General features: G+C 64.3%; 23 protein-coding genes. 4 read left to right on the top strand and 19 right to left on the bottom strand.

The features are described 5' to 3' along the window. Positions 1-3: 3 nt before the first annotated feature. Genes WKW77_RS31730 through WKW77_RS31710 form a run of 5 tightly spaced genes read right to left on the bottom strand, consistent with a single transcriptional unit; the run spans position 4 to position 5,099 of the window. Positions 4-852, bottom strand: a complete 849-nt coding sequence (locus WKW77_RS31730; RefSeq protein ID WP_340360871.1) for a citryl-CoA lyase — start codon at positions 850-852, stop codon at positions 4-6. Then, positions 849-2,048 carry a CaiB/BaiF CoA transferase family protein gene (locus WKW77_RS31725; protein ID WP_340360870.1) on the bottom strand — a complete coding sequence of 400 codons (1,200 nt, stop codon included), beginning with the start codon at positions 2,046-2,048 and terminating at the stop codon, positions 849-851. Before WKW77_RS31725 ends, WKW77_RS31730 begins: the two co-directional genes overlap by 4 nt. 10 nt (positions 2,049-2,058) lie before the next feature. Then, positions 2,059-3,021: a tripartite tricarboxylate transporter substrate binding protein gene (locus tag WKW77_RS31720; protein ID WP_340360869.1), complete on the bottom strand. Its 963-nt coding sequence runs from the start codon at positions 3,019-3,021 to the stop codon at positions 2,059-2,061. 34 nt (positions 3,022-3,055) lie between these two features. Beyond that, complete coding sequence (locus WKW77_RS31715; protein WP_340360868.1) at positions 3,056-4,033, bottom strand: Bug family tripartite tricarboxylate transporter substrate binding protein; 978 nt, start codon at positions 4,031-4,033, stop codon at positions 3,056-3,058. 52 nt (positions 4,034-4,085) lie between these two features. Continuing rightward, positions 4,086-5,099, bottom strand: a complete 1,014-nt coding sequence (locus WKW77_RS31710) for an amidohydrolase family protein (protein ID WP_340360867.1) — start codon at positions 5,097-5,099, stop codon at positions 4,086-4,088. A 189-nt stretch (positions 5,100-5,288) separates the two neighbouring features. On the opposite strand from WKW77_RS31710, the gene WKW77_RS31705 reads away from it, so the two are divergent. Next, on the top strand, positions 5,289-6,080 hold the full coding sequence (locus WKW77_RS31705; protein WP_340360866.1) for an IclR family transcriptional regulator: 792 nt from the start codon (positions 5,289-5,291) through the stop codon (positions 6,078-6,080). Between the two features lie 315 nt (positions 6,081-6,395). On the opposite strand, the gene WKW77_RS31700 is transcribed toward WKW77_RS31705, so the two are convergent. The 14 genes from WKW77_RS31700 to WKW77_RS31635 all read right to left on the bottom strand — a co-directional run bounded on the left by WKW77_RS31700 (position 6,396) and on the right by WKW77_RS31635 (position 21,293). Continuing rightward, positions 6,396-7,094: a GntR family transcriptional regulator gene (locus WKW77_RS31700; protein ID WP_340360865.1), complete on the bottom strand. Its 699-nt coding sequence runs from the start codon at positions 7,092-7,094 to the stop codon at positions 6,396-6,398. A gap of 74 nt (positions 7,095-7,168) precedes the next feature. After that, positions 7,169-8,638, bottom strand: a complete 1,470-nt coding sequence (locus WKW77_RS31695; RefSeq protein WP_340360864.1) for an NCS1 family nucleobase:cation symporter-1 — start codon at positions 8,636-8,638, stop codon at positions 7,169-7,171. Positions 8,639-8,917: 279 nt separating this feature from the next. Beyond that, positions 8,918-9,955: a class II fructose-bisphosphate aldolase gene (gene fba / locus WKW77_RS31690; protein ID WP_340360863.1), complete on the bottom strand. Its 1,038-nt coding sequence runs from the start codon at positions 9,953-9,955 to the stop codon at positions 8,918-8,920. A 1-nt stretch (position 9,956) separates the two neighbouring features. Then, the gene (locus WKW77_RS31685) at positions 9,957-11,174 is read right to left on the bottom strand and encodes a phosphoglycerate kinase (protein WP_340360862.1); all 1,218 of its coding nucleotides are present in this window, start codon (positions 11,172-11,174) and stop codon (positions 9,957-9,959) included. Between the two features lie 8 nt (positions 11,175-11,182). Then, positions 11,183-12,202 (bottom strand): type I glyceraldehyde-3-phosphate dehydrogenase, encoded by a 1,020-nt coding sequence (gap, locus tag WKW77_RS31680; RefSeq protein ID WP_340360861.1) that lies wholly within the window; start codon positions 12,200-12,202, stop codon positions 11,183-11,185. After that, positions 12,199-14,250: a transketolase gene (tkt, locus tag WKW77_RS31675; protein ID WP_340360860.1), complete on the bottom strand. Its 2,052-nt coding sequence runs from the start codon at positions 14,248-14,250 to the stop codon at positions 12,199-12,201. The genes gap and tkt overlap by 4 nt, the downstream gene beginning before the upstream one ends. 21 nt (positions 14,251-14,271) lie before the next feature. Continuing rightward, complete coding sequence (locus WKW77_RS31670; protein WP_340360859.1) at positions 14,272-15,150, bottom strand: phosphoribulokinase; 879 nt, start codon at positions 15,148-15,150, stop codon at positions 14,272-14,274. 28 nt (positions 15,151-15,178) lie between these two features. Then, positions 15,179-16,249 (bottom strand): class 1 fructose-bisphosphatase, encoded by a 1,071-nt coding sequence (locus WKW77_RS31665; protein WP_340360858.1) that lies wholly within the window; start codon positions 16,247-16,249, stop codon positions 15,179-15,181. Positions 16,250-16,274: 25 nt separating this feature from the next. Beyond that, positions 16,275-16,958, bottom strand: a complete 684-nt coding sequence (locus WKW77_RS31660) for an HAD family hydrolase (RefSeq protein ID WP_340360857.1) — start codon at positions 16,956-16,958, stop codon at positions 16,275-16,277. Continuing rightward, entirely contained in the window at positions 16,955-17,647 is a 693-nt protein-coding gene (gene rpe / locus WKW77_RS31655) for a ribulose-phosphate 3-epimerase (RefSeq protein ID WP_340360856.1), read from the bottom strand. The genes WKW77_RS31660 and rpe overlap by 4 nt, the downstream gene beginning before the upstream one ends. Continuing rightward, positions 17,644-18,447: an HAD-IA family hydrolase gene (locus WKW77_RS31650; RefSeq protein WP_340360855.1), complete on the bottom strand. Its 804-nt coding sequence runs from the start codon at positions 18,445-18,447 to the stop codon at positions 17,644-17,646. Before WKW77_RS31650 ends, rpe begins: the two co-directional genes overlap by 4 nt. Further along, positions 18,437-19,339, bottom strand: coding sequence for a CbbX protein (cbbX, locus tag WKW77_RS31645; RefSeq protein ID WP_340360854.1), 903 nt, complete (start codon positions 19,337-19,339; stop codon positions 18,437-18,439). The genes WKW77_RS31650 and cbbX overlap by 11 nt, the downstream gene beginning before the upstream one ends. A gap of 22 nt (positions 19,340-19,361) precedes the next feature. Then, positions 19,362-19,781 (bottom strand): ribulose bisphosphate carboxylase small subunit, encoded by a 420-nt coding sequence (locus WKW77_RS31640; RefSeq protein ID WP_340360853.1) that lies wholly within the window; start codon positions 19,779-19,781, stop codon positions 19,362-19,364. A gap of 45 nt (positions 19,782-19,826) precedes the next feature. Next, entirely contained in the window at positions 19,827-21,293 is a 1,467-nt protein-coding gene (locus WKW77_RS31635) for a form I ribulose bisphosphate carboxylase large subunit (protein ID WP_422823304.1), read from the bottom strand. 108 nt (positions 21,294-21,401) lie between these two features. Between WKW77_RS31635 and WKW77_RS31630 the strand changes: the two genes are divergently transcribed. The 3 genes from WKW77_RS31630 (at position 21,402) to WKW77_RS31620 (ending at position 25,673) form a co-directional block, all read left to right on the top strand. Next, a complete protein-coding gene (locus tag WKW77_RS31630; RefSeq protein WP_340360852.1) occupies positions 21,402-22,367 on the top strand; it encodes a LysR family transcriptional regulator in 966 nt (321 codons plus the stop codon). 344 nt (positions 22,368-22,711) lie between these two features. Next, entirely contained in the window at positions 22,712-23,803 is a 1,092-nt protein-coding gene (locus WKW77_RS31625) for a hydrogenase small subunit (RefSeq protein ID WP_340360851.1), read from the top strand. Positions 23,804-23,816: 13 nt separating this feature from the next. Next, positions 23,817-25,673, top strand: a complete 1,857-nt coding sequence (locus tag WKW77_RS31620; RefSeq protein ID WP_340360850.1) for a nickel-dependent hydrogenase large subunit — start codon at positions 23,817-23,819, stop codon at positions 25,671-25,673. Positions 25,674-25,706: the final 33 nt, after the last annotated feature.

The following is a 25,706-nucleotide window of genomic DNA, read 5'->3' as shown; positions in this document are numbered from 1 at the left end:
GCATCAGTGCGAAGCGCTCGATGGCACTGCACGGAGCTGTTGACCCTCATACGTCGGAATGTACTGCCGCGGGATGGGGCCCTTGATGCGACCTCCCTGTTGCATCTGCTCCCAAGCATGGGCAAGAACGCCAACTGACCTCGATAGGCAGAACAGCCCTCGAGCCAAAGGCGCCGGAAATCCCAGCTCGGCGTAGATGACCGCCGTGGCCCCGTCAATGTTCATCGGAATAGGCTTGCCCTTGCTCGCGCTGAGCTTCGCTTCGACGGCCCGGCCAATGCGCGCAAACCGGCCGCCAAGTTCGCCACGGGCGGTGGCCTCCTCGACCAATTCAAGCAGCGGGGCGCTGCGCGGGTCCACAGGATGGAAGCGATGCCCAAAGCCCGAGACGACCTTGCCGTGGGCGTCAACGAACGCCTGGAGCCCTGCTTCGACAGCTTCCTGTTCTGTCGAGCCGGCGTCCATGCGGGCTGCAATGTCCTCGTAGAGTTCAACGGCTTGCTCACCGGCGCCGCCATGCACGTCCCCGAGGACATTGACCGCAGAGGCCATGGCACTGTTCAGCCCCACCCCGCAGGTAGCCGCCATTCGCGCAATCGCAATGCTCGGCGCCTGGGGTCCATGGTCGACGGCGGACATGAGGGCCGCTTCCAGCAGTTGCCCCTGCGCGCGGGTTGGCAACTCCCCCCGCGTCATCAGCCAAATCATCTGAGCGAGGCTGACCTTCTGGCGAATCAGGTCTTCGATGGGGTAACCGCGGTAGCGAATGACCCCTGGAGACATGTCGATGATGCTGGTGCGCCACCAGTCTTCAGCGGTCTTTCGGGCGTCTGCAGACGTGGTGTCGCTCATATCGCCTTCTCCGCTTTGAGTGCTCTAAAATCCGCGGCTGAATATCCCAAGCTCGCGAGGATTTCCTCTGAATGCTGACCGAGCGTTGGAGGAGGAGAGTCAACTCGAGGTGCTTGCCCGTTCACCTTGAAGCCCGTGCGGACGAGGCGAATGTCGCGACCCACACCCGGCGCATCAGGGAAGGTGCCCACCATCCCGCGCTCGGCGACTTGGGGGTGCTCCAAGGCCTGAGGCACGCTGTACACGGGACCTGCGGGCACGTCGGCCTGGTTGAAGAGCTTCCACCATTCGTCCGTGGACTTCGATGCCATCGCCTCTTCCAGCACTGCCTTCAACTCAAAGCGATGCTGAAGCCGGCTCTGGCGCTCGCTGAATCTGGCATCCTGAATAAGCTCCGGCCGCCCCACGACATGGCACACGGCCTCGAACTGCTCCTGCTTGTTGGCGGCGATGTTCAGGAGGCCGTCACCCGTTCGGAAGGTCCCGGAGGGGCTGGCCGTCACGTTCTCGTTCCCCATGGGTTTGGGTTCGCGACCCGCCACCAGATGATTCGACACGGCCCAGCCCATGGTCGCCATGACGGCCTCCAGCATGGACACGTCGATGAAAGTGCCACCCTCCCGGTTTCTATCCGCGAGTGCCGCTGCGACTGCGAAGGCCGCCGTGATGCCGCCGATGGTGTCTGCCATGGGGTAGCCAACCCGATACGGCGCGTTCTCCGGTGCACCTGTGATGCTCATGACGCCGGACATGCCCTGGATGATTTGGTCGTACGCCGGCAAGTCCCGAAGTGGCCCCTCTTGCCCGAATCCGGAGATGGCGCAGTAGATGAGCTTTGGGTTCTCCTTCAACAGGTCCTCGTAGCCGAGCCCGAGGCGCTTCATCACGCCGGGACGGAAGTTCTCCACGAGCACGTCGGCAGTTCGCACGAGCTTGCGGAAGACATCCTTCCCCGACGGATGCTTGAAGTCGATGGTGATGGAGCGCTTGCCTGAGTTCTGCGCCAGGAAGGACACACCCATGTAGCGCTTGTTCAGGTCCGCGTCGGCGCCGAGCTGACGCGCGAGGTCCCCGCCATTGCGAGTCTCCACCTTGACGACGTCAGCCCCCATGTGCGCAAGCTGGTGGCAAGCGAAAGGGCCTGCCAGCACGTTGGTCAAGTCCAGGACCCGGATGCCTCGAAGGGCGTTGCTCATGGTAGTCCTCTCAATCGGCCTTGATGCCAGCCTGCTTGATGACAGCGCTCCAGCGTTGGATTTCGCTGTTCACCAGTTGCGTCGCTTGTGCGGGCGTATTGGCGACGACGGTCATCCCCATCTCGGCGAACTTCTTCTGGGCCTCGGGTTGGGCGAGAGCTGCATTGAACTCCTTGTTCAGCTTGTCCACAGTGGCCTGCGGCGTGCCGGCAGGCGCGCCAATCCCAATCCAGTAGTCCATGTCCATCTTGGGGATGCCGGCTTCCTTCGCAGTCGGCACGTCGGGCAGCATCGCATTGCGCTCGGAGCCGGTCACCATCAGCGCGCGCAGCTTGCCACTCTTGATATGAGGCAGCGCAGTGGGAACGGAAGTGATGAGGGCTTGCACCTGATTGCCCATCAAGTCCGTCAACACGGCCCCAGCGCCCTTGTACGGAACGTGCACGATGTCCACACCGGTCGTGCTCTTGAACAGCTCGCCTGCCAGGTGCGTGTTCGTGCCATTGCCCCCGGAGCCGTAGTTCAGCTTGCCGGGCTGCGCCTTGGCCAAGGCAATGAACTCCTGCACATTCTTTGCCGGCACGGCCGGATTCACAACCAGCACGTGCGGCACCTTCACGGCGGTCGTGATTTGCGTGAACGCCTTCTGCGGGTCAAAGGGAAGCGTGGGAATCAGCCCTGCCGCGATGGCGTACGACAGTTCGACCGTCAGCAGCGTGGTCCCGTCGGGAGCAGAGCGGGCGGCCGTCCCCCAGCCAACAACACCACCGCCGCCGGTCCTGTTGTCGACCACCATGGGCGCTCCCACGCCAGGGGCGGCGAACTGCGCGAGAACGCGCGTGGCAAGGTCGGCGCTTCCACCCGGTGCATACGGAACGATGATGGTGATGGGCCTTTGAGCAAGGGCCGATGCACTGAGAGCGCAGGCCGCGCCGGCGAGGACAATGGCACGACGCAATGAGCTGAACTTCATGGGTGTCTCCAGAATCTTTGAGGGAAAGGAAAGGTCAATCGAGCTTTGCGCCCGATTCACGGACAGCCGTGCCCCAACGGGCGTTTTCGGTCTTCAGGAAGGCGCCCAGTTCTGCGGGCGTTCCGCCGCGCGCGACGCTGCCTTCATCTTTCAGGCGAGTGATGACCTCGGTACGGGCCAGCGCAGCGTTCATGACCTGGTTCACCTTGTTGATGGCCTCAGGAGGCGTACCGGCCGGTGCGACCAGAGCCTTCCAGTCTTCGGCGACAAATCCGGGGTAGCCGGATTCGGCGACCGTGGGCACGTCGGGCAGGACGTCGATGCGCTTGAGAGACGTGACCGCGATGGCGCGCAGCTTGCCGGTTTTCACCATGGAGATGACGCTAGGTGGTGTGGCGAAATAGATGTCGGTCTGCCCGCCCAGCATATCGGTCGTAGCAGGGCCAGCGCCCTTGTAGGGCACGTGCATGACCTTGATGCCTGCGCGCTTGGCAAACATCTCACCGCCGACGTGACCGACGGTCCCCGTACCCGCTGAGGCCATGGTGAGTTGCTTCGCTTGACCCTGGGTCTTGAGGTCCGCCAGATTCTTGATGGGCGATTCCGCCCGCACCACAAGCACCAGGGGCTGCGAGGCGAGCAGCACCACAGGCTCGAAGTCCTTCAATGCATCGAAGGGCATCTTTGTGTAAAGCGTCGGGTTGATGGCCAGGTTGGCCGTCTGACCGGTGCCGAAGGTGTAGCCGTCTTTCTTGGCCTTGGCGACGGCATCCATGCCGATGTTTCCGCCAGCGCCGGGCTTGTTGTCGACGATGAAGGTCCACTTGTTGTCCTTCAGGGTTACTTCATTCGCGACCAGACGGGTCAGTACGTCCGTGCCTCCGGCAGGAGGGAATGGCACAACGACCTTGATGGGCTGTGACGGGTAGTTGGCGTGGGCGCTGGCGACCGCTCCGCAAAATACGAGTGTGGCGTACACGGCGAGGCGCAAAGGGTGCTTCTGTGCTTTCATTGAGAGTCTCCTGATGGATGTGGGACAGCTGAAAAGGCGAAAGGGCCGGGGCTCAGCCGAGTCGGTACACGCGACTCGCCGTCCCTTCGAACAACGCTCGCCGCTCGTCGGCACCCGCGCCGGAGGTCAGTCGTTTGAAGGCGTTCCAGCACGTGGCGTAGCTGTAGGAACCCTTGTCCACAGGGAAATTGCTTTCGAACATGCAGCGGTCTGCACCGAACAGTTCGATGCACGGCTCCATCCATGGGCGCCAGGTGTCGGCCAGCTCGTGGGAAGTGGGCGGCGTTGCCCCTTTCTCGAACTCGAAGCCGTTGATGCGCATGCCGAGTCCGCCGAGCTTCACGAAGACATTCGGGAGCCGTGCGAGTTGCCGCATGCCCTGGAGCCAAGTGTCGAAGACCGCGGAGCGCAGTGCTTCATAGGCGCCGATTCGGACGATGCCGCCGCAGTGGTTGATGACCACTGGCGTGTCTGGCATTTTCTTCGCCAGGTCGAAGAGCTCAGGCAACTGGTGAAAGAACAGCCAAGCGTCATAGGACAGCTTGAACTCCGCCAACTGGCGCGCGGCCTGGCGATAGGCCTTGTCCAGCAGCAAGCCTTTGGGCGCCGCCGACAGTGGATTAACGAGGCTGGAATCGGCGTCCCACGTACTGAGGTGCCGCACACCTTTGAAGCGACCTTGTCCCGCCTGGACGTGAGCCTCGAGCACTTCGCAAACCTCGCTTCCGAGGCGAAGGTCAGCATGGCCGACGATGCCCTTGGCCACTTCAGGAACGCTTCCGCCGTGCGTCTGCGCCACCCCGGCTACGAATTCGGTTTCCCCGACCGCCTTGAGAGCGGCAGGGCCTTCCCGTCGATACCGGGTCTGCGCCTGCATATAGACGGAGGCAATGACGTTGTGGCCCGAGCGGGCGTCAGCCAAGTAGGCAGGTGCGAGATAAGTCCAACCTGGGCGCTCGTAGAAGTGGTGATGGGCGTCAATGATGGGAAGACCAGGCTCCAGAACACCTTCCTCGTGCAGCGCGAGCCATTCCTTTCGAACAGCGAGGTAGTTGCTGCTGGACATTGGTGTGTCTCCTGAATTCGAGATTAAGTTCTCTCGGATAGAACTATGATCTGTTGGATAGAACTATAAGGGCGCAGGCCGGCCCAATTGATGAGGGTAAACCCGCATGTCGAGTGCTTGGGCACGGCCGTGTCACACTCGGATCCGCAGTTCCGATAGTGGTTTTTTTCCTGCTTGCCCCGTATTCCCATGTCCAACCCTCCCACTGCTTCCCAATCTGCAGAGAGCGCCGAATCCAGCGGCGTTGCGGTCCTGGACCGGGCCTTCTCGCTGCTCGCTGCGTTCGGAGCGACGGACTCAGCGCTGACGTTGACCGAGTTGTCGAAACGGACAGGGCTCTACAAGAGCACGGTGCTGCGCCTGCTCGCGGCACTCGAGCATGGGGGGTTCATCCGGAAAGTGCCCGACGGGCAGTACACCATCGGCCCACAGCCACTTCGGCTTGCCTCGATTTACCAGCGCTCCTTCCAGGTGGGCCATGTCATCGAGCCAATCCTGAAGGAACTCAGCGCCGCGACGGGAGAGACAGCCTCCTTCTACGTGAGGCACGGCGACAAGCGCATCGCGCTGTTCCGGGTCGAGCCGTCCAGGGCTGTTCGAGCCTCGGTACAGATTGGTCAGGAATACGCCATAGGGCAAGGTGCATCCGGCAAGGTGTTGCTCGCGTTCTCGCCGCCCTTCACACCCGAATACCAGGCGATCCGGGAACAGTTCTGGGCCGTTTCGTATGGAGAGCGGGACCCGGAGACTGCGTCGACTGCCGCCCCGGTATTTGGCGTCACCGAAGAACTCCAGGGGGCTCTGGCCATTTCGGGGCCGCGAGGGCGACTCGGCCCGCCTGAAGCGATGTATGCAGCGTGTCGCCAGCTACTCGAGGCCGCTCGCGAAGCGACAACGGCGCTTGGCGGAATCGCGACCCCGTATGCACGGGCGCTTGAGCGCCTGTCTCCCGATCACTTCAACAAAGAAGCTGTGGCTTAAATGAATACCGCTTTGTCGCAGGAATGACGCGCTAGCTTCCTTGCGAGCACAGGCGGTGCGGTGCACATCGGTCCGATGCTTTCGAGTGCCCGTACATCCCCTGGGAGATCGCAGGCAGAGTGCGGCGATGGCCGCGACATCAGCACCTGAATGGTCTTCCAGTCTTCCACGAGCAGCAGTTCCCCCGAAAGACGTCACGCCAGATGGGGTTCAGGCCCGGTCGGTCCATTGTCCGTTGAAGACGCCGCCCAAGTCAGTGGTCCCTCGGCTCATTTCGGCGCGGGCACTTGCTGCGCCCACGGGAACCTCGCGACCTCAGCCTTTGCCGCCGCGCAGCATCCGCAGTGGTGTCAGTGCCGCCTTCAGGCGGTCGCTCGATCGACCTGTATGGGCCAGGGTTTCATCCAACCGATTCGCCAACGTGTCGATGTGCGCGCGCATCAAGTGTTCTGCTCGGTGCATGTCACCGTCTGCCAGAGCCTCGACGATGGCCGCGTGGTCCTCGTTGCTATGCTGCGCCTCGTTCTGGGACTGGTACAGGGCTGACACCAGCGTCGTGCGGGCCGAGAGATCTTCCATCATCTGCGTCAGGAAGCGGTTGCCGAGCGCCTGGGCCAGGCAGACGTGGAACTCGGCCAGGAGCACGCTGCGCTCGCCGGCGTTGCTGTTCTTCGCGATGACGGCACGTTCCTGCGCCACATGCTGGCGCAGTCCGCGGATGACTGATTGCAGTGGCGCGCCCGCATCGCGCAGCATGCCGGGCTCCAGGATGCGCCGCGCGGCGTAAGTCTCGCGTGCCTCCTCGAAGGAAGGCTCCACCACGTACCAGCCGAGCCGCGAGCGCACCTCGACGAATCCGCGTGCCTGCAGTTGCAGCAGAGCCTCGCGCACTAGCGTGCGGCTGACACCGAACAGCTCGGCCAGCTCCTTTTCGCCCAATCGTTCGCCGGGCCGGAGTTTGCGCGCGAGAATCGAGCGCATCACGCGATCGGCGATGGTGACCTTGGCGCTCATCGGATCTCCGTCGCAGCGTGCGGCCAATGATCAATGGTCATCTTGGATATTGGAACACTGTTGAGGCTGGCTGTTCAGCCGTTGGCAACGACACGGCTGGACGGGGCCGCGGCACGAGGACGAAGGGTCGCCATGGCCAGGTAAATGGCGCCGCCGACACCCACACCGATGAACCAGCCATAGGTGTTCCACCAGGACGGCAACAGGCTGGTGAAGTTGGGCAGGAAAGTGGAGAACATGCTTCCGACACCCACGGCCACCAGGGCATTGACATTCCAGCCACCCTCGTAGCGGTACTCGCCATGCTCGTCGTACAGTGCTGCGACGTTGATGCGGCCTTTCGCCACGAGGTAGTAGTCGACCAGGATGATGCCCAGCAGAGGACCCATCGTGGCACCGATGGCATTGACGAAATGCGCGGCGTTGCCTTCCCAGGGCGCAAAAGGATAGAGCACCAGTGCGATGGCAGCCGCGATGTACCCGCCCTTCTTGAAGTCGATCGTCTTCGGGAAGACGTTGGAGATATCGAACGCTGCAGAAACGAAGTTCGCCACCACGTTGATGCCCAGCGTGGCCACCGCGAACGTGAGCGCGGCGATCAACGCCAGGACCCAGCTGTCGAACTTCGCGGAGATCTGCTCGGGGTGCAGGAGCACCTCACCGTACACCTTGTAGGCAGCGATGGTCGTGATGCCAGCCACCAGTGAAAAGGCGATCAGGTTGACGGGCAGTCCCCAGAGGTTGCCCTTCCTGACCGCGTCCTTGTTCCTGGCGTAGCGCGAGAAGTCGCAGAAGTTCAGGTACAGCGCCGCGAAGTAGGTGATCCAGGTCGCGCCCACCGCCATCAGGGCCCAGAAGGAGCCGGGCTCTCCACTCACGCCGGCGTCCTTGGTCTTGTCGAGCAGCACGGACATGGGGATGCCGTGGTCGAAGCTGAAGCCGCCCGCCTTGACGCACAGGCCGATGGCCAGCGCCAGCATGGCCACCCACACCGCAGGGCCCGCCCAATCCTGGAACTTGCGTACGGTCTCCATGCCCCTCTGGATGATCAGCAGCTGCAAAGCCCAGATGATCACATAGCAGATCACCTCCAGCCCGGAGTGGCCGAGGAAGTGCACTGTCTTGTGAAACTCCAGCATGCTCTCGTGGCGCACCAACAATGCCACGACAGCCCCTGAAGCGGCTGCGGTCTGGGCCCCGTACCAGAAGCAGGCCACCACCGCGCGCACCATGGCAGCGAGGTTGGCGCCCCAGATGCCGAACGAGGCCCGGGCGAGCACCGGGTATGGCACACCGGTCTTCTCGCCGGCATAGCCGATGAGGTTCATCAGAAAGAAGATCACCAGCGAACTCAGGCCGATGGCGACGATGAAGTTGGTAAAGCTGCCGCACAGCAGGAACAGGCTCGCCGCCAGGTAGTAGCCCCACAGGCTGTGCACGTCCGAGGTCCAGACATTGAAGATGCTGAAAGCGCCCCAATTGCGCTGTTTCGCGGGTGCCAGGTCCTCGTTGTAGAGGCCGGGGCTCGGGTTACGGATGTCCATGATGTCTCCTTGGGCGTGTTGGCAGCCGCGAGCACCGTCTGATACTCAAGCTGGTATGCAAGCATCGTATACAGTTGCCCTAAGGGTCGATCTCGGGTTTACCCGTGGAGTGAGCCACAGAGCTGACAAGGAGCGCTGGTCACCGCTCGGCCGCCGCCGCGACTGTCAGTCGGTTGGGACCGTCGATCTACGCAGGTTCCAAACCGGAGATGGTGCTCTGCCAGCTCTGTCTGTTCCGCGATCACGCACTGCAAGTCGTGCAAGGAGTCGGAGCAGGCACTAGCGGCAACACTTGACATAGCGTTCCAGGGGCACCACCTTGATCCGCGAGGCCATTCCGGCGCAGCCGAACGCCTCGAAACGATCGACGCATAGATCGCGCGCCGCCGCAGTCGCATCCTTCAGGAACCTTCGCGGATCGAATTCATCGGGATCCTTGGCCATGGCACGGCGCATCGCTCCAGTCATCGCCAGGCGTATGTCCGTGTCGATGTTGATCTTGCGCACCCCGTTGCGGATTCCCTCCTGGATCTCAGCGACCGGCACGCCGTAGGTTTCCTTGATCTCGCCGCCGTGATCCCGAATGATCTGCAGCCACTCCTGAGGCACGGACGAAGAGCCATGCATCACGAGATGGGTGTCCGGCAGGCGGGCATGGATTTCCTTGATCCGGTCGATCGCGAGGATGTCACCCGTCGGCTGACGGCTGAACTTGTAGGCGCCATGCGAGGTCCCGATGGCGATCGCAAGCGCATCGACACCGGTCCGGGAGACGAAGTCGGCCGCCTGGCCCGGGTCCGTCAGCATCTGGTCGTGCGAGAGTATTCCGGCGGCACCGACGCCGTCTTCCTCCCCCGCCGCTCCCGACTCGAGCGAACCCAGGCAGCCCAGTTCGCCCTCCACCGACACGCCCACCGAATGCGCCATTTCCACGACCCGCCGCGTGACCTCCACGTTGTACTCATAGCTGGCGGGCGTCTTGGCGTCCTCTTCCAGTGAGCCGTCCATCATCACGCTGGTGAAGCCGGAGCGGATGGACTGGAGGCACACGGCGGGGCTCGCGCCGTGGTCCTGATGCATCACGATCGGAAGGTCCGGGTACATCTCGGCCGCCGCCTCGACCATCTTGCGCAGAAACGGTTCGCCCGCATACTTGCGCGCGCCGGCAGACGCCTGGAGGATGACGGGGCTGCAAGTCTTCTGCGCCGCCTGCATGATGGCCTGGATCTGCTCCAGGTTGTTGATATTGAAAGCCGGTACGCCATAGCGGTGCTCCGCGGCGTGGTCCAGAAGTTGACGCAGGGAAATCATGGCCATCTCAATCTCCGTTCGGGTCCAGGTTGTCAAAGTTGACCAGTCCGCGCTCTTCGAGCGCGCGCACTGCAGGCAAGGTCTTGCCTTCGAGAAATTCGAGGAACGCGCCGCCGGCGGTGGATACGTAATCGATGCACTTGGCAACGCCGAAGGCGTTGATGGCAGCCACGGTATCGCCGCCCCCGGCGATGGTGAAAGCTCGCGATCGAGCGACCGCCTCGGCCAGACGTCTCGTCCCGGAGGCAAACGGCGCCATTTCGAATACGCCCAACGGGCCGTTCCACACGATGGTCTTGCACCGATCGAGTTCGAGGATCAGTTGCCGCATCGACTCGGGACCGAAGTCCAGCACCATGTCGTCCCCTTGAATCCTGTCGATCGACCGCACGCAGGACACGGCATCCTCGGACAACTCGGTGGCCGTCACCACGTCACTGGGCATGAAGAGCCTCGCCCCTCGCGCGCGAAGCGCGATCACCACTTCGCGGGCCTGCTCGACCATTCCCGGTTCGCACAGCGAGCGGCCAACCGGGTGGCCGGCCGCGAGCAGGAAGGTGTTGGCCATGCCACCGCCGACCACAAGCAGTTCGACCCAGGACGACAGCGCTTTCAGCACCGATAGCTTCGTCGACACCTTGGCACCCCCAACGATGGCAGCCATCGGCCGTTCCGGTGTCGCCAGCGCGCGACCTAATGCCGCCATCTCGGCCGCCATGAGCGGCCCGGCGCAAGCCTCGCCGGCGAGCCGCGCCAGGGCTTCCGTGGTGGCCTCCGCGCGATGGGCCGTGCCGAACGCATCGTTCACGTAGACGTCGAAGTGCTTGGCCATCTGCGCCGCGAGCGCATGCGAGTTGGCCTTCTCGCCCACATGTGCCCGGCAGTTCTCCAACAGGACGACGCCTCCCGGTCGCTGGTCGAAGCCGCCATGGAGCCAGTCCACGACCAGGGGCACGTGCATGCCAAGCAGCTCGCCCAGCCTTGCCGCGACCGGCGCCAGCGAGTCTTTGTGCGTCAACGAGCCTTCGACCGGACGTCCGAGGTGCGATGCGATCATCACGCTGGCACCTTGTTGCAATGCATATCGGATGGCGCCGAGGCTGGCGCGGATACGCGAGTCGTCAGTGATCTGGCCGGCTGCGTCCATCGGAACGTTCAGGTCGCAACGGATGAAGACGCGTCGGTCGCGCAGCGCAACCTGCTGCATCGTCTTGAAAGTCGTCATGCCGGCACTCACGCCTGCGCCATGGCGAGCGCCGTATCGATCATGCGATTGGAGAAGCCCCACTCATTGTCGTACCATGCACAGACCTTCACGAGGCGCCCGGATACCTTGGTGCAGGTGGCGTCGAAAATGCTCGAACGCGCGTCGTGGTTGAAGTCAACCGACACCAGCGGCTCGTCCGTGTAGCCGAGCAAGCCGTGCAGCGGCCCGGATGCGGCCGCTTCGGCCACCAGTCGATTCACCTCGTCGACGGAGGTGTCCCGCTCTGCGATGAACACCAGGTCCACCAGGGAGACATTCAGCGTCGGCACCCGCACCGAGAAACCGTCCAGCCGGCCGGCCAACTCGGGCAGCACGAGGCCGACCGCGGCAGCCGCGCCCGTTCGCGTCGGGATCATCGACTGCGTCGCTGATCTGCCTCGGCGCGGATCCGGGTGGTACATGTCGGCGAGCACCTGGTCGTTGGTGTAGCTGTGGACCGTGGTCATCAGGCCCGACACGATGCCGACGCCATCGTTCATGACCTTCGCCAAGGGCGCCAGGCAGTTCGTTGTGCATGAAGCGTTCGACACCACGGTGTGCGACGCGCGCAGGATCTGATGATTGACGCCATAGACGATGGTGGCATCGACATCGGTGCCGCCCGGCGCACTGATGAGCACCTTTCTTGCGCCAGCTTCGAGGTGGGCCTTCGCCTTGGCCTTGCTCGTGAACAGGCCGGTGCACTCCATCACGATGTCGATGCCGAGCGCTTCCCACGGAAGCTCGGCAGGGTTGCGCATCGAGAACACCTTGATTCTCCGCCCGTCCACCACGAGGTCATTGCCTTCATGCGAGACCCGCAGGTCGAGACGTCCATGGGTCGTGTCGTAGCGCGTCAGGTACGCATTGGTGCGCGCATCGCCCAGGTCATTGATGGCCACGATCTCAAGCGTATCGGACGAGGTGGACCGACCCGATTCGAACAGGGCGCGAAGCGTGTTGCGTCCGATGCGGCCGTAGCCGTTGATGGCGATTCTCGTAGTCAATTCATTCTCTCCACGTTGCAAAGGGTGCGGTCGGACCGCTGGACCAGTGCCATGGCGCGCGCCGCGACCATGTCGGCGCCAATGCCAAAAAGTTTGAAGAGCGCCGTGGCAGGCGCTGAGTCGCCGAAGCGATCGATGCCGACCACGTCACCGTCCTCCCCGACGAATTTCCACCACAAGCCGGTACTGCCCGCCTCGACCGCGATGCGCGGCAGATGGCGCGGGATGGTCTCGCACCGATAGGCGGCATCCTGGCGCTCGAACACGTCCAGGCAGGGAACCGAGACGATGCGCGCCTCGACGCCCTGCTCCGCCAGCAGCCGGGCGGCGGCGACGGCTACAGCGAGCTCGGAGCCGCTGGCCAGGAGCACCACTCTTTCATCGTGCGACCGCCGCAACACGTACGCCCCTCTGGCGATGGCCTCCAGGCGTGGCGTGGCATCGCCGGCGTGCGGCAGAGCCTGACGCGAGAGAAGCAGACAGCTCGGTCCATCGGTTCGGCGCATCGCTTCGCGCCAGGAAACGGCTGTTTCGGTTGCATCGGCGGGCCGCCACACATCGACACCGGGAATCAGCCGCAGGCTCGACGCGTGCTCCACCGGCTGGTGCGTCGGCCCATCCTCGCCCAACCCGATCGAGTCGTGCGTGAACACATAGACGACGGGCAGCTTCATGAGGGCGGACATGCGCACGCCGTTGCGGGCATAGTCCGAAAACGCGAGGAAGGTCCCACCGAACGGCCGGAAGCCACCGTGCAGCGCGATGCCGTTCATGACGGCGGCCATGCCGAATTCACGAACACCGTAATGAATGTGGTTTCCCGTCCCCTTGGCCAGCAGCGGCCGGTGACCTGCCCAGTCGGTGAGGTTTGAACCCGTCAGGTCGGCCGAGCCGCCAAGCAGTTCCGGCGTCCCCGGTCCCAGGCGTTGAAGCACGTCCTGCGAGGCCTTGCGCGTGGCCACGGTGGCGCGTGCCGATTCGGCCGCTTCGCACGCGGCGGCCAAGGCAGTCTCCGTGGCGCGACCCAGTTGCGGGGACTTGCTGCAGCGTCGCAGCAATTCCGCCGCGAGCGCGGGATGGGCGCGGGCATAGTCGTCCAGCCGCTCCCGCCATGCGCCGTGGACAACCGCCCCGCATTCGACCGCGGACCAGGCGCGCCGGATCGGCTCCGGCATCACGAAGGCTTTCTCGCTCCAGCCGAGGGCGGCCCGGGTCTTCGCGATCTCCTCGTCGCCCAGCGGGGAGCCGTGGACCTCGGCGCTCCCGGCGCGGTTGGGCGAGCCACGCCCGATCGTCGTTCGGCAGCAGATCAGCACCGGCTTGTCCGCGGCATGGGCGATGCCGATCGCGCGATCCAGCGCCGCGCTCTCATGGCCATCGACCTGCCGCACGACGGTCCAGCCATAGGCCTCGAAACGCGCCGGCGTGTCGTCGCCAAACCAGCCGCTCACGTCGCCGTCGATCGAAATACCGTTGTCGTCGTAGAAGGCGACCAGCTTGTTCAGACCCCAGGTGCCCGCCAGGGAGCAAGCTTCGTGGCTGATGCCTTCCATGAGGCAGCCGTCGCCCAGGAACACGTAGGTGCGGTGGTCGATGATGCAATGCCCAGGCCGGTTGAACTCCGCCGCCAGCAGCTTCTCGGCCAGCGCCATGCCGACCGCATTGGCCAAGCCCTGCCCGAGCGGCCCGGTGGTGGTCTCGACGCCCGGGGTCAGGCCGAGCTCCGGATGCCCGGGCGTGCGGGAATGCAGTTGCCGGAAGCGCTTGAGCTCCTCCATGGGCAGGTCGTAGCCGCTCAGGTGCAGCAGCGCGTAGAGCAGCATCGACCCGTGGCCGTTGGACAGCACGAAGCGGTCGCGGTCGATCCAGCCGGGGTCGGCAGGGTCGTGGCGCAGGTGATGACGCCACAGCGCTTCGGCGATGTCGGCCATGCCCATCGGCATGCCGGGATGGCCCGAGTTGGCCGCTTGCACCGCATCCATCGCCAGCACCCGCAGGGCGTTGGCGCAGGTGGTGCGGTCGGGGCTCGTCGTATTGGCTTCGATCATGATTTTTTCCGGAGCGTGGATTCAGCTGCCGAGCAGGTTCTTGCGGCGCTCGACAAGGCGCATCACCATGGGTGTGAAGATCAGCTGCATCGCGAGCTCCATCTTTCCGCCGGGAACGACGAGGGTGTTGGCCCGCGACATGAACGAGTCGTGCAGCATCGACAGCAGGTACGGGAAATCGAAGCCGCGAGGGTTGGCGAAGCGGATCACGACCAAGCTCTCGTCGGCGGTAGGGATGGTCCGCGCCACGAACGGATCCGAGGTGTCGACCACCGGAACGCGCTGAAAGTTGATGTGGGTGCGGGTGAACTGCGGACAGATGTAGTGCACGTACTCGTGCATGCGGCGCAGGATCACGTCGGTGACCGCTTCGGTGCTGTAGCCGCGGGTGCTGCGATCGCGTTCGATTTTCTGGATCCACTCGAGGTTGATGACCGGCACCACACCGATCAGGAGATCGGCGAAGCGGGCAACATCCACGCTCGAGGTGGTCACGCCGCCGTGCAGCCCTTCGTAGAACAAGAGATCGCTGGCCGGCAGCGGCTCCCAGGGCGTGAAGGTGCCCGGTGGCTGGGCAAAGGGCCGCGCCTCTTCTTCGTTGTGAAGGTACTTTCGGCTCTTGCCGCTGCCGCTTTCGCCGTAGCTGGCAAACAGTTGCTGCAACTCGTCAAAGAGATTGGCGTCTTCGCCGAAATGACTGAAGTGCGGCTTGCCTTCGGCTCCGGCCCTCTCCATGGCCTGCTTCATGGCTTGGCGGTCGTAACGATGGAAGCTGTCGCCCTCGACGATTGCGGCCTGGACGCCCTCGCGGCGAAAAATGTTCTCGAAGGTTCGGGTCACCGACGTGGTTCCCGCACCGGATGATCCGGTGATGGCGATGATGGGATGCTTGGCTGACATGCTGGATTCGGGTGAGTGGGTGGGCGGGTCAGGTCGTCGCGAACAGGCCGCGGTGGCCGAACAGCGGTGAATCGAATCGTTGCGGCGCGTCTTCGCGGTGGTAGCTCTCGATGCGGGCAACCTCCTGCGCAGACCCGAAGACGAAGCCGATGCGCTGGTGCAACGCCTTGGGCTGCACGTCCAGCAGGCGCGAGCGCCCGGTACTCGCTCCGCCTCCCGCCTGCTCCACCAGGAACGAGATCGGGTTGGCTTCATAGAGCAGGCGCAGCCGCCCTTCGCGCCCGGGCTCCTTGGTGTCCCGCGGATAGAGGAACACCCCGCCGCGCATCAGGATGCGGTGTGCTTCGGCGACCAGCGAGGCGATCCAGCGCATGTTGAAATCCGCGCCGCGTGGGCCGGCCACGCCCGCCAGGCATTCATCGACGTAGCGCCTGACCGCCGGCTCCCAGAAGCGGCTGTTGGACGCATTGATCGCGAATTCCTGCGTGCGCTCCGGGATCTTCAGATCCGGATGGCTCAGGACCCATTCGCCCAGCCATGGGTCCAGCGTGAACGCATGAGTGCCCCGGCCCATGGTCAGCACCAGCATGGTCGAGGGGCCGTAGATCGCGTAGCCCGCACAGACCTGGCAGGCGCCGGGCTGCAGGAAGTCGCCCGGCGCCGGGTCCTTCCCCGGCGACACCGCCCGCAGTACCGAGAAGATGCTGCCGACAGAGACGTTGACGTCGATGTTCGAAGAACCGTCCAGCGGATCGAAAAGGAGCAGGTATTTGCCGCGCGGATGTTCTGGCGCCAGTGCATACGGCGCTTCCAGTTCCTCCGACACCATGCCAGCCAGGTGACCACCCCACTCATTCGCCCGCAGGAACATGGTGTTGCTGAGCAGGTCGAGGGTCTTCTGCTCCTCGCCTTGCACGTTGCCCGTGCCGGCGCTGCCGAGTACGCCGCCCAACGCGCCGTATGCAACCTTGCGTGCGATGGCCTTGCAGGCCAGTGACACGTCCGTGACGATCGCGTTCAGATCCCCGGTCGCGTCCGGAAAACGCCGTCGTTCCTCGATCAGGAACTGGGTAAGAGTGGACTTTCCTCCAGTTGGCATGGTGCTCGTCTCCTGTTTTGTGAATTCAATGGCACTGAGCTCGAGCCGATGTCAGCAGAGCGATCAAGTCGGCAGGCGTGTCCAGGTGCCAGCAGACCGCGGCAGGGCCCGAGGCCGGCTGGCCGTAGCCCCACGCAGCCCACGCGCCCTTGCAGCCGGCCGCGAGCGCGGCTTGCATGTCGGTGCTCGCATCACCCACCATCAGCATGTCGGCCGGCTTCGCAGCGAGCGCCCGCGCCGCCTGCTCGATCAGCCAGGGCGATGGCTTGCGCTGCGTGGCCATGTCAGCCCCGTGCACACTGCTGAAACGATGAAGCAGCCCGGCTCCCTCCAGCACGGCGCGTGCCAGCACGGTCGGCTTGTTCGTGACCACCGCCAGAGGCAGGCTCGGTGCAAGGTCCTCGAGCAGCGCCTCGATGCCCTCGAAGATCGAACAGTGGGCGAAAGGCGCTTCCAACGTGGCGGCGTCGAAGCCGCGCCGGACACGGCCCATCAGTCCCGCTACACGCAGTTCCGGCAGGTCGCTCGCTCGCAGTGCGCGTGCGATGAGCGCGTCCGGTCCATCGCCGATCCAACCGCGAACCGTGGCCACGTCGAAAGGCGCCAGCGTGGCATCGGCGAGCGCGGCATTCAACGCGTTCGCAACGCCCCCTGCACTGTCGACCAGGGTGCCGTCGAGGTCGAAGGCGATGGCGCGGATGGCCTTCATGCTTCTCTCCCCAGCGCCGCCTCGGCGCGGATCGCATCGATTGCCTCGCGGTAGTCCGCGCCGCCAAAGACGGCCGATCCGGCCACCAGCGTGTCGGCGCCGGCATCCGCGACACGCCGGGCATTCGAAGCATTGATGCCGCCGTCGACCTCCAGCCAGACATCCCGCCCGCTGGCGTCGATGCGCTTTCGCACGGCCGCGACTTTCGGCAGGACCGCCTCGATGAAGCGCTGCCCGCCGAAGCCGGGATTGACCGACATCAGCAGCACCAGGTCCAGCTCGTCCAGCACATGGTCGAGCCAGTGCAGTGGCGAGGCCGGATTGAGCACCAGACCGGCCTTGATGCCGAACGACCGGATCAAACGAATCGTCCGATCGACGTGTTCGGTGGCTTCGGGATGAAAGGAAATGATCGACGCACCCGCTTCGGCGAACAAAGGCACCAGCGCGTCGACCGGACGGACCATCAGGTGGACGTCAATCGGCACCGGAATGTCTGCGCGCCGGCAATACGGCCCAATCGCCTGGCACACCATCGGGCCCATGCTCAGGTTCGGCACGTAATGGTTGTCCATCACGTCGAAGTGGATGAGGTCGGCGCCGGCCTCGACGACAGCCCCCACCTCGTCGCCCAGACGCGAGAAGTCCGCGGCGAGCAGGCTGGGCGCAATCCGGATTTGGCCGTTCATGGCGCGCTCCCTTCGTAGAGTGCCGCCAGTCGCGACTTGGGTCGGGGTGTCACCTGCGCGGCCAACTCGGCGAAGCTCAGCCACGCCGCAATGCGCAATCGCGCGCCGGGTTCGCCTTCAAGTGGCGACGCGGGGTCACCCAAGCCCGGCAGTACGAGTTCGGCGCCGTCGAAGTCGGAACCCTCGGTCCAGAAGGTCGGCGTCACGAGCGTCCAGAGTCCCGCCGCCTGGGCCGAACGCAAGCCGTTTGCGGAGTCCTCGATGGCTACCGCGGATTCGGGACCGAGGCCCAGCGTGGTCAGCGCCAGCCGGTAAATGTCGGGTGCGGGCTTCTTGCGACGCACCTGGTCGCCGCAGGCGATCACGCTGAAGAGATCGAGGCCGCGTGGTCCGAGCGTCGCCTGCAGCAGTGCGTCGATGTTGGCCGCGCTGGTCGTGCTCGCGATTGCGAGGCGACAGCCCGCGTCCAGCGCTTCATGAATGAGCCGCTCGACACCGGGGCGCAGGTGGATGCCGCTGTCGCGGACGATGCCGGTGTAGATGCGCGTCTTGTCCTCGTGCAGCGCAGGCACCCGTTCCAGCAGGCGGCGGCGCTCTGCGCCTGAAAGAGGCAGCGCATCGATGTAGCTGCGGATGCGTTCCTTGCCGCCGGTGACTTCGAGGAGCCGCCGATAGTCCTCCGGCTGCCAGCGCCAGTCGAGGCCGTGCCGTTCGAACGCCACGTTGAACGCGTGGCGGTGCGCTTCCTCGGTGTCGGCCAGGGTGCCGTCGACATCGAACAGCAAGGCATCAATGCCCATCTTTTTCTCCTTCACGCAGGCCATCTCCGAACACACGGCTGGCCAGGATGTCCTCCGCCGCGAGCGTGCGCAGTTGGTCGGGTGTGAGTGCGGCATTTAGGCCGAACAGGCGAGTCGCATGGCGCAGCCGGATGCGGTCGAGCGCATTGCGGATGGATCGCGCATTGGCAAAGTGCGCCTGCCGCCGGCGCAGGCTGACATAGCGGTTGAAGGCAGGAACCGCCGGTTCGTCGAAGCGGTAGTTCAACTGCGCCAGCATCAGCTGGGCAATCTGCATCAACTCGTCTTCGCTGTAGTCGGGGAAATCGATGTGGTGGGCGATGCGCGACGCCATGCCCGGGTTGCTGCCGAAGAAAGTATCCATGCGGTCGCGGTAGCCGGCCAGGATCACCACGAGGTCGTCGCGGTGGTTCTCCATGGCCTGCAACAGGATCTCGATCGACTCCTGACCATAGTCGCGTTCGTTTTCCGGCTTGTACAGGTAGTAGGCCTCGTCGATGAACAGCACGCCGCCCATCGCCTTCTTCACGATCTCCTTGGTCTTGGGCGCTGTGTGGCCGATGAATTGCCCCACCAGGTCGTCCCGCGTCACGGCCACCAGGTGGCCCTTGCGCACGTAGCCCAGTTGCCTGAGCACCTCGGCCATGCGCAATGCCACTGTCGTCTTGCCGGTGCCGGGATTCCCCGTGAAGCACATATGCAGCGACGGCGGCGTGGACTGCAGGCCGACATCGGCACGGAGCCGATCGATCAGCAGCAGCGCCGCAATGTCGTGGATACGCGATTTAACGGGGGCCAGGCCGACCAGCTCGGCATCGAGCCGGTCGAGCACGGCGCGTGCGCCGGAGGCTTCCAGCAGCGTGCCTGGGGTGCGGTCGCAGGAGGTGTCCATGATGGCGGCCGGATCCTGCGGTTCAGTAGCGCATGCTTTCGGGGTGCGCCTGGACCGCGTAGCTCTCGATGCTGTAGCGCAGCGTGCGGCCGGGCTCTTCGGTCCGGATCAGGCGGAAGCCCGGTTCGTCGTCCGGACGGTTGACGATGAACGACAGCACCACAGATTCGGTGCCGTGCGTCGAATCGAATGCGGTGAGGCGGATGTAGTGCTGCGGGAAGGCCTTCCGGCAGTCGGCCAGCTCCGCCATGATCCCCGCGGCATCGCGCAGATCGAACATCGGGTTGCCGTACATCTCCCAGTAGGTGTTGCGCGGATGCGGGTCGTCGGTGTATTCGAGCCCGACGGCCCAGCCCTTTGCTAGGCAGTACTCGAGTTGGCGGGCGATCTGGTCGTTACCGAGATCGGGGAGAAACGAAAAGGCGCCTTGCGTGATTCGCATGTGTTGCTCCAGCGTGAAAAGAGGGTGGGTGGCGGACCGGGCCGATCAGGCGACCGATGCCGTTGCGACGTAGTCCGAGGTGTCGGTCGAGGCGTAGTTGAAGGTGATGTCGCCCCAGGTATCGAGCGCCGCCTTGAGCGGCGTGCACCAGCGCGCGGCCTCGCGCAGGATCTGCGGTCCTTCGTTCTGGATGTCCCGCCCCTCGTTGCGTGCCAGCACCATCGCCTCCAGCGCCACACGGTTGGCAGTCGCCCCGGCCTGGATGCCCTGCGGGTGGCCGATCGTGCCGCCGCCAAATTGCAGCACGACGTCGTCGCCGAAGAGATGCAGCAGTTGGTGCATCTGCCCCGCGTGAATGCCCCCGGAAGCAACCGGCATTACCTTCTTGAGCGCACCCCAGTCCTGATCGAAGAAGATGCCGCGCGCGAGGTCGACCTGCGTGTGCGTGTCGCGGCAGATGTTGTAGTAGCCCTGCACCGTCATCGGATCGCCTTCGAGCTTGCCCACGGCAGTGCCGGTGTGCAGGTGGTCGACGCCAGCCAGACGAAGCCACTTGGCGATCACCCGGAAACTCACGCCGTGGTTCTTCTGCCGCGTGTAGGTCCCGTGGCCGGCGCGATGCATGTGCAACACCATGTCGTTCTGCCGGCACCATTGGCTCATCGACTGGATCGCAGTCCAGCCGACCACGAGATCAACCATCACGATCACCGAACCGAGCGATTTCGCAAACTCGGCGCGCCGATACATCTCCTCCATCGTCCCGGCAGTGACATTGAGATAGCTGCCCTTGACTTCTCCGGTGGCCGCGCTCGCCTTGTTGACGGCGTCCATTACGCACAGGAAGCGATCGCGCCAATGCATGAAAGGCTGCGAATTGATGTTCTCGTCGTCCTTCATGAAGTCGAGCCCGCCCTTCAGGCCCTCGTAGACCACACGGCCGTAGTTGCGACCCGACAGGCCGAGCTTGGGCTTGGTAGTCGCGCCGAGCAGCGGCCTTCCGAACTTGTCGAGACGCTCGCGCTCCACCACGATGCCCGTGGGTGGTCCGGCGAAGGTCTTCACGTACGCGACCGGAAACCTCATGTCCTCCAGTCGCGCCGCCTTCAGAGGCTTGAAGCTGAAGACGTTGCCGATGATCGATGCCGTCACGTTGGCGATCGAGCCTTCCTCGAAGAGCGAGAGGTCGTAGGCCACGTAGCAGAAGTACTGGCCCGGGTTGTTCGGCACCGGGTCGATGCGATAGGCCTTGGCGCGGTACATGTCGCAGGCCGTGAGGCGATCGGTCCACACGACGGTCCAGGTGGCCGTGCTGGATTCACCGGCCACGGCGGCGGCAGCCTCGATCGGGTCGACGCCCTCTTGCGGCGTGATACGAAAGAGCGCCAGCACGTCGGTCGACTTCGGTTCGTAGTCGCCGTCCCAATAACCCATCTGCGCATACTTCAACACGCCCGCGGCGTAGCGCCTGGCGCTGTCGGTGATCTGCTTCGGTTCGTTCATCTGTCCCATGGGGTTCTCCGTCTCCGGTTGATCGCTGGTGGTGTGAGGAGTCCAATGTACGAACGCGATTGCATTTGCAATAGTTAATAATTTTCTTGAACTCATTTGCAATGACTAATGAATAAGAACGCAACGTTCCGTCAGCTGGCGGCCTTCCATTCCGTGGCAAGGCTCGGCAGCGTCTCGCGCGCAGCGAACGAGCTGCACCTCACCCAGCCCGCGATCTCCATCCAGATCAAGCTGTTGGAGGAAAGCGCCGGTACGCCGCTGCTCGAACGCGAAGGCCGGGGCATCCGGCTGACCGGAGCTGGAGAGCTGATGGCCGAATACGCCGCGCGGATTCTCGATCTGTGGCGGGAGGCCGGCGACGAGATGGCGGCCCGGAGTGGTGGCTTCTCGGGCACCTTGCGTGTCGGTGCGGTGACGACGGCCGAATACCTCCTGCCGCCGCTGTTGGTGGCCTTTGCCGATGGACGCCCGGAGGTCAAGATCAAGCTCCGGGTCGGCAACCGCAACGAGATCGTTCACATGCTCGCTGGCCAGGAAATCGATATCGCGATCATGGGCCGACCGCCTGCCGAGCTGAAGACGACCGCCCTCCCCTTCGCCAAGCATCCGATGGCCTTCCTGGCTTCCCCGAAGGACCCGCTCATGACGCGACGCCGATTGACCGTTGCCGATCTCGCAGAGGCCAAGCTGCTGGTGCGCGAGCGCGGGTCAGGCACGCGCACCACGCTCGAAACCCTCTACAAGGAAGCCGGGATGGCACTTCGCGTCGGCTCCGAACTCTCGAGCAATGAGGCCATCAAGCAGATGTGCGCGGCGGGCTTCGGCGTGGCCTTTCTCTCGATGCACACATGCCGCCTCGAACTCGAGGCCGGCTTGCTCGCGCTGCTGCCAATGAGCGTCAACCCGATCGAGCGCGACTGGTACGCCATGCATCTGGCCACGCGCCGGCTGCCGCAGCTCGCGTCCGCGTTCATGCACTTCCTCACCACCCATGGCCAGAGGCTGATCCTTGCGCAGCTTCGGTCAACGCCCCCGTCTTCGAAACAGCCCGGGCGGAAGTCGCGCACCAGATAGCGCGACGCACGAGGCCGATAGCGCGAGCAAGCGATGCGGCATCTGCCGCCTTGCCCGGCACCGGCGAGCCGCGACAGTTTCGCCTGACGCTCCGACGGAACCTGTGAGCCGCGCACTTGGTGGAAGCGGTGCTTCCATTCCGGCACGCGCACTGAAAGGCACACATCACCCCGGGTGCGTGCCGAGGCGCACCGTCCGCTGTGATCGCCTTTTTTCTCCAATCGGATCAAGCACTTGGCATTGACATTCCGGGTTTACCCGCGTCGGCGCGAAGCTGGTCCGCGAGTTGCAAACGAGGAGTTGCCGCATCACCAAAACATTCGCCACCGAGGCAAGGAGACACGATGGAAACGTTCTACGACGTCATGCGACGTCAGGGCATCTCGCGCCGCAGCCTGCTCAAGTACTGCTCGCTCACTGCCACGTCGCTCGGCCTCGGGCCGGCATTCGTGCCTCAGATCGCCCATGCCATGGAGACCAAGCCGCGCACGCCGGTGCTCTGGCTGCACGGTCTGGAATGCACCTGCTGCTCGGAGTCCTTCATCCGCTCGGCGCATCCGCTTGCGAAAGACGTGGTGCTTTCGATGATCTCGCTGGACTATGACGACACGCTGATGGCGGCCGCCGGACACCAGGCCGAGGCGATCCTCGAAGAGATCATGACCAAGTACAAGGGCAACTACATCCTCGCGGTGGAAGGCAATCCGCCGCTCAACCAGGACGGCATGAGCTGCATCATCGGCGGCAAGCCCTTCATCGATCAGCTCAAGCACGTGGCCAAGGATGCCAAGGCGATCATCAGCTGGGGCTCGTGTGCTTCCTGGGGCTGCGTGCAGGCCGCCAAGCCGAACCCGACGCAGGCGACGCCGGTCCACAAGGTGATCTTCGACAAGCCGATCATCAAGGTGCCGGGCTGCCCGCCCATCGCCGAAGTTATGACGGGCGTGATCACCTACATGCTGACCTTCGACCGTATTCCCGAGCTTGATCGACAGGGTCGGCCCAAGATGTTCTACAGCCAGCGCATCCACGACAAGTGCTACCGCAGGCCGCACTTCGACGCCGGCCAGTTCGTCGAAGCCTTCGACGATGAATCCGCGCGCAAGGGCTACTGTCTCTACAAGGTCGGGTGCAAGGGGCCGACCACCTACAACGCGTGCTCGACCGTGATGTGGAATGAAGGCACGAGCTTCCCGATCAAGGCCGGCCACGGCTGCATCGGCTGTTCGGAGGACGGTTTCTGGGACAAGGGCTCGTTCTACAACCGCCTGACGGACATCCACCAGTTCGGCATCGAAGCCAACGCCGACCGGATCGGGGCCACTGCCTCGGGCGTGGTGGGCGCCGCCGCCGTCGCCCATGCCGCCGCGTCCGCCATCAAGCGCGCCGCCCAGAAGAAGGGCGAGCGCCAGGCCACCGCCGAAACCGATCGCTGAGCGAGGAAGATCAATGAGTGCATACGAGACACAAGGCTTCAGGATGGACGACTCGGGCCGGCGCATCGTCGTCGACCCGGTGACGCGGATCGAGGGCCACATGCGTTGCGAGGTCAATGTCGACAGCAACAACGTCATCCGCAACGCGGTGTCCACCGGCACCATGTGGCGCGGCCTGGAGGTCATCCTCAAGGGACGCGACCCGCGCGACGCCTGGGCCTTCGTCGAGCGCATCTGCGGCGTGTGCACCGGCTGCCATGCGCTCACATCGGTGCGCGCCGTGGAGGATGCACTGGGCATCACGATCCCGAAGAACGCCTACCTGATCCGCGAGATCATGGCCAAGACGCTGCAGGAACACGACCACGCGGTGCACTTCTATCACCTGCACGCCCTCGACTGGGTGGACATCGTCTCGGCGCTCAAGGCCGACCCGAAGCGGACCTCGGAGCTCCAGCAGACGGTCTCGCCTTCGCACCCGCTGTCTTCGCCCGGCTATTTCCGCGACATCCAGAACCGACTGAAGAAGTTCGTCGAAAGCGGGCAGCTCGGACCCTTCATGAACGGCTACTGGGGCAGCAAGGCCTACGTGCTCCCGCCGGAAGCCAACCTGATGGCCGTGACCCACTACCTCGAAGCGCTCGACCTCCAGAAGGAATGGGTCAAGGTGCACACCATCTTCGGTGGCAAGAACCCGCATCCGAACTACCTGGTGGGCGGCGTCCCCTGCGCCATCAACATCGACAAGGATGGTGCGGCCGGCGCGCCGGTCAACATGGAACGGCTGAACTTCGTGGAAGCGCGCATCCGCGAAATGATCGAGTTCAACAACAACGTCTATGTTCCCGACGTGCTGGCCATCGGCACCATCTACAAGCAGGCCGGATGGCTCTACGGAGGCGGCCTCTCCGCCACCAACGTGATGGACTACGGCACCTACGAGAAGGTCATGGGCGACCGCAACACCCAGCAGCTGCCGGGCGGCGCGATCCTCGACGGCAACTGGGACGTCATTCACCCGGTGGATCCACGCGACCCCGAGCAGGTGCAGGAATTCGTGGCGCACAGCTGGTATCGGTACGCTGACGAGACCAAGGGTTTGCATCCCTGGGATGGCGTCACCGAGCCCCACTACGTGCTCGGCGCCAAGACCAAGGGCACGCGCACCGCGATCCAGGAACTGGATGAAAGCGCCAAGTATTCATGGATCAAGTCGCCGCGCTGGCGGGGCCATGCGATGGAGGTGGGGCCGCTCTCGCGCTACATCCTGGGCTATGCCCACGCGCTCAAGGGCCACCCGCACTGCCAGCGCGTGAAGGAGCAGGTCGAGTCGTCGGCGACGATCATCAACCGGAGCTTCCCCAAGGCGCTCGGCCTGCCTGAGACGCAGTACACCGCCAAGCAGCTGCTGCCCACGACGATCGGCCGCACCCTGGCGCGGGCCCTCGAGGCGCAGTACTGCGCCGAGATGATGCTCGATGATTTCCAGGCGCTCGTGGCCAACGTCAAGGCAGGGGACAGCAGCACGGCCAACGTCGAGAAATGGGACCCGGCCAGCTGGCCCAAGGAAGCCAAGGGCGTGGGCACCGTGGCGGCACCGCGCGGCGCACTAGGCCACTGGGTCCGCATCAAGGACGGACGCATCGAGAACTACCAGTGCGTGGTGCCCACGACCTGGAACGGCAGCCCGCGCGACACCAAGGGGCAGATCGGCGCCTTCGAAGCCAGCCTGATGAACACGCCCATGGTCAACCCGGAGCAGCCGGTCGAGATCCTGCGCACGCTGCATTCATTCGACCCCTGCCTGGCCTGCTCGACGCACGTCATGAGCCCGGACGGCCACGAACTCACCCAGGTCAAGGTCCGCTGAACGGACCGATGCATTGCGCCCATTTCATTCGGA

Source organism: Variovorax ureilyticus (assembly GCF_037889935.1).
Lineage (GTDB): Bacteria > Pseudomonadota > Gammaproteobacteria > Burkholderiales > Burkholderiaceae_C > Variovorax > Variovorax ureilyticus.
This window is presented reverse-complemented; position numbering and strand designations above follow the sequence as displayed.